This window comes from Agrobacterium sp. MS2 (assembly GCF_003261015.1).
GTDB lineage: Bacteria > Pseudomonadota > Alphaproteobacteria > Rhizobiales > Rhizobiaceae > Agrobacterium > Agrobacterium pusense.
This window is the reverse complement of sequence record NZ_QLNF01000017.1, coordinates 25,838-34,757: the sequence shown is the minus strand read 5'-3', so window position 1 is coordinate 34,757 and position 8,920 is coordinate 25,838. Positions and strand designations below refer to the sequence as shown.

The window sequence follows — 8,920 nt, the reverse complement described above, 5'->3', positions numbered from 1 at the left end:
CCCCTCCGGCAGCGGCAAGACGACGATTTTGCAGATCGCGGCTGGTATCATCGATCCCGTTCGTGGCCGCGTGTACCGCCATTATCGCCGGCAGGGGCTGGTGTTTCAGGAGCCAAGGCTTTTGCCGTGGATGACGCTTATCGACAATATCGCCTACGGCCTTGCGGCGGCCGGCATGCCGAAACGGGAGCGGCGCGAAAGGGCGGGCCTTTTCGCGCTGGAGGTCGGTTTGGAGGCGGCGGATTTCGGCAAATATCCGGTGGATCTCTCCGGCGGCATGCGCCAGCGCGCCGGCGTTGCGCGGGCGCTCGCCGTGGAGCCGGACATGCTGTTTCTGGACGAGCCCTTCAGCGCCGTCGATGTCGGCCTGCGCCGTCATTTGCAGGAGCTTCTGGTGGGCGCCGCCTGCCGGCGCGGTTTTTCCACCCTTCTCGTCACCCATGATCTTCATGAGGCGTTGCTGGTTGCCGACCGGCTGATCGTGCTCTCCGGCGTCGATGGCCGCGTCATTGCCGCGCATAAGCCCGCGGGTTCGCCGGGCCGGCGCATGGCGCGGGCGGTTTTCGACGAAGCGGAACGCCTGTCCGAGAGCCCGGCCTTCGCCGAACTGTTTTCAGCAAAGGAGCGGGTGCGATGAGGCAGCCCCCCATCCTTTCGGAAGCCCTGCGGCTGTTTTTCCCTCTGGCCGCCCTGCATGGCGCGGGCTGGCCCTTCCTGTGGGTCGTCATCGGTGGTTATGCCCTGCCTTTTGCCGATGCGGTGCCTGCATCGCAATGGCACGCCCATGAAATGATCTTCGGCACCTATGGCATGGCGCTTGCCGGTTTCCTCGGCTCGGCGGTGCCGGAATGGACGGATACGAAACCGGCGCAGGGACGAACGCTGCTTCATCTCGCCGGTCTCTGGCTGCCGGGCCGCCTTATCGGCTTTCTCGGGATGGAGGCATGGAGCCTGTTTGCGGGTTTTTTCGATCTCGCCTTTCTGCTCGCGCTCTCTGTTCTCATCGGCAGGGCGATGCTGGCGCGGCGCACGATGAAACACCTGGCATTCCTCGTCTGGCTTCTTCTGTTTGCGGTGGCTGAAGCGGGTGTGCGTTATGCCTGGTGGAGCGGCGATCCCGAACTTGCATCCCGCTTTCTGGAAGCGGCGCTGTGCATCTTCACCGTGCTGTTTTCACTCTCCGCCGCTCGTATTAATGTGGTCGTCATCAATCTGGCGCTCGATCCGGGCGGCGAGACCACGCCTTACCGGCCGCATCCCGGCCGCCAGCATATGGCGGGCGCCATGGTGACGCTTTACATGGCGGCGAAGCTTTTCTTTCCGCAAAGCGATGTCTGCGCCTGGCTTTCGCTTGCGGCCGGGGCCGCCTTTTTCGACCGGCTGGCCGAATGGTTCATCGGGCGTGCCGTCTTCAAGACCGAGGTGCTGTTGCTCGGTCTTGGCAACGCCTTTGCGGGCTCGGGTTTTCTGGCGCTCGGCGCAACAAGGCTCGGTTTTTCCGTCACGCCCGCCGCAGGGCTGCATCTGCTGTCGATCGGGGCGCTGGGATGCGCCATAATGGCCGTCTTCATCATTGCCGGGCTGCGGCATACGGGTCGCAACCTGACGCATCTGCCGTGGCAGGCGCATGTGGCCGCCCTTCTGATGGTGATGGCCGGGCTGGTCCGCCTCCTGCCGGAATTCGATTTTGCCGCAACATTGTCACCCTATCACCATGGCCTCAGCGCCGTTTTGTGGGCGGCGAGCTTCGGGGTCTGGTTGCAGGGCTTTCTGCCTTTCATGCGCGCGCCTGGCATCGATGAGGCGGGGGCATGCGGATGAGAGACACCTTGCCCCGCGGCGGCGACATCACTGTCCCGACCGGTTTGTTTATTTTTTTGGCAAAAGCACAAAGTGAAATCAGTGGCTTAGAGAAGGGATATTGATGAATGTTAGTTTTAATAAATAATCAATAAAATCAAGTGGTTGAACATATCTTCTTTTTGGTCGATTATAACTCCAACCGAATAGGGAACCGCGAATATGACTAAAATAGTCGCGCCTCAGCACGCAGATGAAAAGCCAAGCCGGACGAGGGAACTTGTGACCTTCGCCGTTCTGGCCTTCGGAATCTGGCCCATTCTGGCGGTCGGATTTGTCGGAGCCTATGGTTTTATTGTCTGGATGTTCCAGATCATTTACGGCCCGCCGGGGCCGCCCGGACATTGAGGGCGAAATGATGATGGAAGTCTCTCTCAGCCGGCGCGATTTCCTGCGCGGTGGGCAAAAAAATAGACCACGCATCTGTCCCCCCGGGGTCGCGTTGAGCGACCTCGCCGCGTGCAGCGGTTGCGCAAAATGTGTCGAGGCGTGTCCCACCGGCATCATTGCCATGGTGGGTGGCTTGCCTTCAGTGGATTTTTCCAGCGGAGAATGCACCTTTTGCGGCAAATGCGCCGAGGCCTGTCCGGAGCCGGTGTTTGCCGCACCCGCCGCGCAACACTTCGATCATGTCATGGCGATCGGTGAGGGGTGTCTCGCCTTCGGCAATATCGATTGTCAGGCCTGCCGCGATGCCTGCCCGACCGAGGCCATCCGGTTTCGTCCCCGCCGCGGCGGGCCCTTCGTGCCTGAACTTATCGAACAAGCCTGCACCGGCTGCGGGGCCTGCGTGTCCGTCTGCCCTGCCGGCGTGATCGAGATCAGGGAAGCAGCCACGGAGATGCAATATGCCTGAAAATACAGGCCGGTATCATGTTTCGAGCGCCGTGGTGGCGGTGGTGCCGCACATGCGCGACGCCGTGCTCGCAACGCTTTTAACGCTCGACAATGTCGAGGTTCATGGCGAGGGCAACGGCAAGATCGTCATCGTCATCGATGGCACGAGCACAGGCATGCTGGGCGATACGCTCACTTACATTTCGACACTCGACGGTGTGATTGCCGCCAACATGGTTTTCGAACACGTCGATACAGAGGAGACAAGCGGCGATGAGCAGCGAACTGACGCGGCGTGATCTATTGAAGGCGCATGCCGCCGGTATTGCGGCGGCAACGGCGGGCATTGCGCTGCCGGCCGCGGCCCAGCCGGTGCCAGGCGGTGTTTCCGCATTGCAGATCAAGTGGTCCAAGGCGCCCTGTCGTTTCTGCGGCACGGGCTGCGGCGTCATGGTCGGCGTCAAGGAAGGCAAGGTCGTCGCCACCCATGGCGACATGCAGGCGGAGGTCAATCGCGGTCTCAACTGCATCAAGGGCTATTTCCTGTCCAAGATCATGTATGGCAAGGACCGCCTGCAGACCCCGCTTCTGCGCAAAAAAGGCGGCGTCTACGCCAAGGACGGCGAGTTCGAGCCGGTGAGCTGGGATGAGGCCTTCGACGTGATGGCGCAGCAGTGCAAGAGGGTGTTGAAGGAGAAGGGGCCAACAGCCGTCGGCATGTTCGGCTCCGGCCAATGGACGATCTTCGAAGGTTATGCGGCAACCAAGCTGATGCGCGCCGGCTTCCGTTCCAACAATCTTGATCCCAATGCCCGTCACTGCATGGCGTCTGCTGCCTATGCCTTTATGCGCACCTTCGGCATGGACGAGCCGATGGGCTGTTACGACGATTTCGAACATGCCGATGCTTTCGTGCTCTGGGGCTCGAACATGGCGGAGATGCATCCCATTCTGTGGACCCGCATTGCCGACCGGCGTCTGGGATTTGACCACGTGAAGGTGGCGGTGCTTTCGACCTTCACCCATCGCAGCATGGACCTTGCCGATATCCCAATGGTCTTCAAGCCGGGCACGGATCTCGTCATCCTCAATTACATCGCCAACCACATCATCAAGACCGGGCGCGTCAACGAAGACTTCGTGAGGAACCACACGAAATTCGTGCGCGGCGTCACCGATATCGGTTATGGCCTGCGGCCCGACAATCCGGTGGAGATGAATGCCGCCAATTCCGCGGATCCGACCAAGACCGAAGCGATCGATTTCGAGACCTTCAAGGAATTCGTCTCCGAATACACGCTGGAAAAGACGGCCGCCATGACCGGCGTGGAAGCCGGTTTTCTGGAGGAGCTGGCCGAGCTTTATGCGGACCCGAACCGCAAGGTCATGTCGCTGTGGACCATGGGTTTCAACCAGCATGTGCGTGGCGTCTGGGCCAACCAGATGGTCTACAACATCCATCTGCTGACGGGTAAGATTTCCGAGCCGGGCAACAGCCCGTTCTCGCTCACCGGCCAGCCCTCGGCCTGCGGCACGGCGCGTGAGGTGGGAACCTTCGCCCACCGCCTGCCTGCCGACATGACGGTGACCAATCCCGAGCACCGCAAACATGCCGAAGAAATCTGGCGCATTCCCCACGGCATCATCCCGGAAAAGCCGGGTTATCACGCCGTCCAGCAGGACCGCATGCTGCATGACGGCAAACTGAATTTCTACTGGGTTCAGGTCAACAACAACGTCCAAGCCGGACCCAACACCAAGAACGAGACCTATAAGGGCTATCGCAACCCGGAAAACTTCATCGTTGTTTCCGATGCCTATCCGACCATCACGGCCATGAGCGCCGACCTCATCCTGCCCGCCGCCATGTGGGTGGAAAAGGAGGGGGCCTATGGCAATGCCGAGCGGCGCACCCATGTCTGGCACCAGCTTGTCGAGGCCTCGGGTGAGGCGCGTTCCGATCTCTGGCAGCTGGTGGAATTCTCCAAGCGCTTCACCACGGATGAGGTGTGGCCGGCGGAGATACTGGACGCCAATCCCGCCTATCGCGGCAAGACGCTGTACGAGGTGCTCTTCAAGGACAGTGATGTCGGCAAGTTCCCGCTGAGCGAGATCAACGCTGAATACGAAAACCAGGAAGCAAAACACTTCGGCTTCTATCTGCAAAAGGGTCTCTTCGAGGAATATGCCGCCTTCGGGCGCGGCCACGGCCACGATCTGGCGCCTTACGATGCCTATCACGAGGTGCGCGGCATGCGCTGGCCGGTGGTCGATGGCAAGGAGACGCTGTGGCGTTACCGCGAAGGTTACGACCCCTATGTCAAACCGGGCGAGGGCGTGAAGTTCTACGGCAACAAGGACGGCAAGGCGGTCATCATCGCCGTGCCCTACGAGCCTCCGGCGGAATCCCCGGATGCGGAATTCGATACCTGGCTGGTGACGGGCCGCGTGCTGGAGCACTGGCATTCCGGCTCCATGACCATGCGTGTGCCGGAACTTTACAAGGCTTTCCCTGGCGCCCGCTGTTTCATGAATGCCGACGACGCGCGCAAGCGCGGGCTCAATCAGGGCGCGGAAATCCGCATCGTTTCACGCCGTGGCGAAATACGTTCCCGGGTGGAAACGCGCGGCCGTAACCGCATGCCGCCAGGCGTCATCTTCGTTCCGTGGTTCGATGCTAGCCAGCTCATCAACAAGGTCACGCTCGACGCAACCGATCCCATCTCCAAGCAGACGGATTTCAAGAAATGCGCAGTCAAGATAGAGCCAGTCGCATGATCAGGAAACATGGATGGATCGCCGCCACGCTTCTGGTCGTGGCGTTGGCGACGGGGGCCGTTGCGCAGATGGTGCCGGAATTGTCCGGCCCACGCGGTGATGCCATGCAGACCGAACCCGCCAAACCCCTGCCGAAATGGGTGGTCGATGATTTTAGACGCATGCGCGCTTACCCGGAGCAGCCGCCGGTCATCCCGCATTCGATCGACGGTTACCAGCTTTCGGTCAATGCCAACCGCTGTCTTTCCTGTCACAAACGCGAGTTCACGCAGGATTCCGGCGCGCCGATGATCAGCGTAACCCACTATATGACGCGCGAAGGCCAGATGCTGGCGGACGTTTCGCCGCGCCGTTATTTCTGCACCGCCTGCCATGTCCCGCAGGCTGATACCCGACCGCTTGTGCCCAGCACGTTTGAGGACATGAGCACGATGGGCGTCAAACCGGCGGGTAGTGAATGATGATCGCCCGTGTGAAAAAACTTCTGACCTGGTTATGGGCGGTTCTGACGACGCCGGCCGGCACGCTCAGCCTCGCCTTCCTGACGCTAGGCGGCTTCGTCGGTGGCGTGATGTTCTGGGGCGCCTTTAACACCGCGCTCGAGATGACCAACAAGGAAGCCTTCTGCATTTCCTGCCACGAGATGCGTGCCAATGTTTATGAGGAACTGACTCGAACGGTGCATTTCTCCAACCGTTCCGGCGTGCGCGCCTCCTGTCCCGATTGCCATGTGCCGCATGAATGGACCGACAAGATCGCCCGCAAAATGCAGGCCTCCAAGGAAGTCTGGGGCAAGATTTTTGGTACAATCGACACCCGCAAGAAGTTTCTAGACAAGCGGCTGGAACTTGCCCAGCACGAATGGTCGCGCCTCAAGGCCAATGACAGTCTGGAATGCCGCAACTGCCACTCCTCCGTCGCCATGGACTTTACCAAACAGACACAGCGCGCCGCCGATATCCATTCCAAATATCTGTTGACGGGCAAGGCCACCTGCATCGATTGCCATAAAGGCATTGCTCATGAACTGCCGAACATGGAAGGCATCGATCCAGGTTGGAAAATGCCGCCGGCCCTCGACGGTCACCCAGGACAGACGGCATCTGCGATCGATGATTTGCGACGGGCGATGAGTGATGTGCACCGGAACGTTTTCTAGGAACCCCCCTCATTCCAAAGACGAGCCTTCGATCGCCGCGGCGTCTGTGCGGGCGTCGAAGCCTATGGGTCCGTTCGGTCCAAAGGCGTCGACATATGCTCGATTATGGACAAAGACCTTTCCAGCCCGTCCGCCATAACAGCGCTCATGCGAAAGCCTCGGTCCGCCCTTCGCCGCCAGCAGGGAGGCGCGCGAAGCATCCTTATCCGCTCTATGGGTCTCTATCGGTCGTCCAGTACAATCCAGGCGGGGGCGTGATCACTGGTGTGCTCCCACGCACGCGCAAACTTGTCGACCCCGCACGCCTGCAATCGTTCCTGCAACGATGGGGTCAGCAGGAAATGATCAATGCGCAGACCCGCATCCCGCGCAAACGCGTTCCGAAAATACTTCCAGAACGTATAGATCCGCTCATCCGGATGCAGCAGTCTAATGGCATCCGTCCAGCCCATTGAAATTAGGCCGGCATAGGCTGCGCGAACCTCGGGGCGAAACAGGGCGTCGTCTCGCCAGCGCTCAGGCTTATAGACATCGAGGTCGGTCGGCATGACGTTGAAGTCTCCAACAAGGGCGCATGGCACGTCCAGCTCAAGCAGTTGACCTGCGTAGGAACGCAGCCGCTCAAACCAGCGCAGCTTGTAGTCAAATTTGGGCCCGGGTGCCGGGTTGCCGTTCGGCAGGTAAAGGCAGCCGATGATCATGCCATCGATGGCAGCCTCGATATACCGGCTGTGGCTGTCGTCAGGGTCTCCGGGAAGCCCCCGGCGCGTCTCGAGAGGTTGGTCACCCCGGGCAAGGATTGCAACGCCATTCCATGATTTCTGCCCATGCCAGATGGCGCCGTAGCCTGCGCGCTCGATTTGGCGGCGCGGAAACTTCTCGTCCGGCGCCTTCAACTCCTGCAGGCAGACGACATCGGGTTTTGCCTGATCGAGCCAGCGGAGCAGGACTTCGAGACGGCCGTTAATGCCGTTGACGTTGTACGTGGCGAGCTTCACCGGGTTCGTCAGTGTTTGCGATCACCCCGGTCACCCTGGCCCGGTTTCGCATCATGCTTCGCATCGTGGCGCGCGTCGGAAGAGAGCGATCGCGAGACGTCGACGCTTTCCTTGAACTTGCCGTCCTTATCGCGGCGCACATAACGCTTGTCGGTTCCGGTATCGATCAGTTCACGTTTGCTCATGACAGGCCTCCTCTTTGCGTTTCGTGAGGAGGAAACGTTCGTCGCCGCAAAAAGATGCACCGGAATCAAGCGTCTAGCGCAAACTCGGAACGCCAGTTGTGATCGTGGCCCTAAGTCCTTGAAAAATGATTCGTTTTGACTCGGAACAAATGCATGCTGATTCGCTTGAATCGCATTGGTTGTGGCAGGAGTTTTGCGTCATGGTTGCCCCGCGAGCGAATTGGAAGGGCTTTATCAAATTCGGAGAAGTCGCGTGTCCTGTGGCTCTCTATACTGCGGCATCGTCATCTGAACGGATCGCTTTCAACACCCTCAATCGCCGAACCGGCAACCGGGTGAAACGCGAATTCATCGACAGCGAGACCGGCGATCCGGTGGAACGGGACGCCCAGGTCAAGGGCTATGAGATCGAGAACGGCCAGTATATCGTTCTTGAGCCGGACGAGGTGGCTGCTGCCGTGCCTCACAGCGACAAGACGCTGAAGATCGACGCCTTCATCCCCTGCAGCGAGATCGACAGCGTCTATTTCGACAAGCCGTATTATCTGGCGCCCGACAGGATGGGGACGGACGCTTTCGTTCTTTTGCGCGATGGCATGAAAAGCGCCAAAGTTGCTGCGATCGCCCGCACCGTGCTCTTCAGACGCCTGCGTACGGTGCTGATCAGGCCACACGGCAAGGGCCTGATCGCCACGACGCTCAACTTTGACTATGAAGTCCGCTCGTCGGCGGAGGCCTTCGAGGAGTTGCCGGACCTGAAGATCGAAGGCGAGATGCTTGAGCTTGCCGAGCACATTATCGGCACAAAGAAGGGGACCTTCGACGCCAGCACGTTCGACGACCGTTATGAGGCCGCCGTTGCCGAGCTGGTGAAGGCAAAGATCGAGGGCAGGGCCCTGCCGAAGAAGAAGGCCGCAGCGGTCCCCAGGCAAAACGACCTTTTGCAGGCGCTGCGTGAGAGTGCTGGCATGGGCACCAAATCCAGCCAGAAACGCGCCGGTTCTAACGCCAACAATAGTGCTGGCCGTCAGAAGGCTTCGAAACCGGGTGCTGCTGCCAAATCAAATGCGGTCTCGTCACAGACGCGCCGCGCCGGCTGACGG

General features: G+C 60.2%; 11 protein-coding genes. 9 read left to right on the top strand and 2 right to left on the bottom strand.

Going from position 1 to position 8,920, the window contains the following annotated elements; translation table 11 throughout:
• The 8 genes from DOU54_RS10105 to DOU54_RS10070 all read left to right on the top strand — a co-directional run.
• On the top strand, nucleotides 1-637 hold a 637-nt coding region (locus DOU54_RS10105; RefSeq protein ID WP_113731121.1), incomplete at its 5' end, for an ATP-binding cassette domain-containing protein.
• Entirely contained in the window at nucleotides 634-1,821 is a 1,188-nt protein-coding gene (locus tag DOU54_RS10100; RefSeq protein WP_072495321.1) for an NnrS family protein, read from the top strand. The genes DOU54_RS10105 and DOU54_RS10100, both read left to right, overlap by 4 nt.
• Before the next feature lie 201 nt (nucleotides 1,822-2,022).
• Entirely contained in the window at nucleotides 2,023-2,208 is a 186-nt protein-coding gene (napE, locus tag DOU54_RS10095) for a periplasmic nitrate reductase, NapE protein (protein WP_037093015.1), read from the top strand.
• A gap of 7 nt (nucleotides 2,209-2,215) precedes the next feature.
• A complete protein-coding gene (locus DOU54_RS10090) occupies nucleotides 2,216-2,716 on the top strand; it encodes a ferredoxin-type protein NapF (RefSeq protein WP_107341260.1) in 501 nt (166 codons plus the stop codon).
• Complete coding sequence (locus DOU54_RS10085) at nucleotides 2,709-2,996, top strand: chaperone NapD (protein ID WP_037093013.1); 288 nt, start codon at nucleotides 2,709-2,711, stop codon at nucleotides 2,994-2,996. Before DOU54_RS10090 ends, DOU54_RS10085 begins: the two co-directional genes overlap by 8 nt.
• Complete coding sequence (gene napA, locus DOU54_RS10080; protein WP_037093012.1) at nucleotides 2,971-5,475, top strand: periplasmic nitrate reductase subunit alpha; 2,505 nt, start codon at nucleotides 2,971-2,973, stop codon at nucleotides 5,473-5,475. Before DOU54_RS10085 ends, napA begins: the two co-directional genes overlap by 26 nt.
• Complete coding sequence (locus DOU54_RS10075; RefSeq protein ID WP_034499927.1) at nucleotides 5,445-5,936, top strand: nitrate reductase cytochrome c-type subunit; 492 nt, start codon at nucleotides 5,445-5,447, stop codon at nucleotides 5,934-5,936. Before napA ends, DOU54_RS10075 begins: the two co-directional genes overlap by 31 nt.
• A 2-nt stretch (nucleotides 5,937-5,938) precedes the next feature.
• Nucleotides 5,939-6,634: a cytochrome c3 family protein gene (locus tag DOU54_RS10070; RefSeq protein WP_107327949.1), complete on the top strand. Its 696-nt coding sequence runs from the start codon at nucleotides 5,939-5,941 to the stop codon at nucleotides 6,632-6,634.
• Nucleotides 6,635-6,855: 221 nt separating this feature from the next.
• On the opposite strand, the gene xth is transcribed toward DOU54_RS10070, so the two are convergent.
• Nucleotides 6,856-7,632, bottom strand: a complete 777-nt coding sequence (xth, locus tag DOU54_RS10065) for an exodeoxyribonuclease III (protein WP_113731119.1) — start codon at nucleotides 7,630-7,632, stop codon at nucleotides 6,856-6,858.
• Nucleotides 7,633-7,640: 8 nt separating this feature from the next.
• Entirely contained in the window at nucleotides 7,641-7,817 is a 177-nt protein-coding gene (locus tag DOU54_RS10060) for a hypothetical protein (RefSeq protein WP_113731117.1), read from the bottom strand.
• Between the two features lie 200 nt (nucleotides 7,818-8,017).
• Between DOU54_RS10060 and ku the strand changes: the two genes are divergently transcribed.
• Entirely contained in the window at nucleotides 8,018-8,917 is a 900-nt protein-coding gene (gene ku / locus DOU54_RS10055) for a non-homologous end joining protein Ku (protein WP_113731126.1), read from the top strand.
• Nucleotides 8,918-8,920: the final 3 nt, after the last annotated feature.

Excerpts from the sequence above, each read along its gene's own strand:
- DOU54_RS10075 (WP_034499927.1), top strand. The coding sequence starts at position 5,445 with ATGCGCAGTCAAGATAGAGCCAGTCGCATGATCAGGAAACATGGATGG.
- DOU54_RS10060 (WP_113731117.1), bottom strand. The coding sequence starts at position 7,817 with ATGAGCAAACGTGAACTGATCGATACCGGAACCGACAAGCGTTATGTG.
- DOU54_RS10100 (WP_072495321.1), top strand. The coding sequence starts at position 634 with ATGAGGCAGCCCCCCATCCTTTCGGAAGCCCTGCGGCTGTTTTTCCCT.
- ku (WP_113731126.1), top strand. The coding sequence starts at position 8,018 with ATGGTTGCCCCGCGAGCGAATTGGAAGGGCTTTATCAAATTCGGAGAA.
- DOU54_RS10085 (WP_037093013.1), top strand. The coding sequence starts at position 2,709 with ATGCCTGAAAATACAGGCCGGTATCATGTTTCGAGCGCCGTGGTGGCG.
- DOU54_RS10090 (WP_107341260.1), top strand. The coding sequence starts at position 2,216 with ATGATGATGGAAGTCTCTCTCAGCCGGCGCGATTTCCTGCGCGGTGGG.
- napA (WP_037093012.1), top strand. The coding sequence starts at position 2,971 with ATGAGCAGCGAACTGACGCGGCGTGATCTATTGAAGGCGCATGCCGCC.
- napE (WP_037093015.1), top strand. The coding sequence starts at position 2,023 with ATGACTAAAATAGTCGCGCCTCAGCACGCAGATGAAAAGCCAAGCCGG.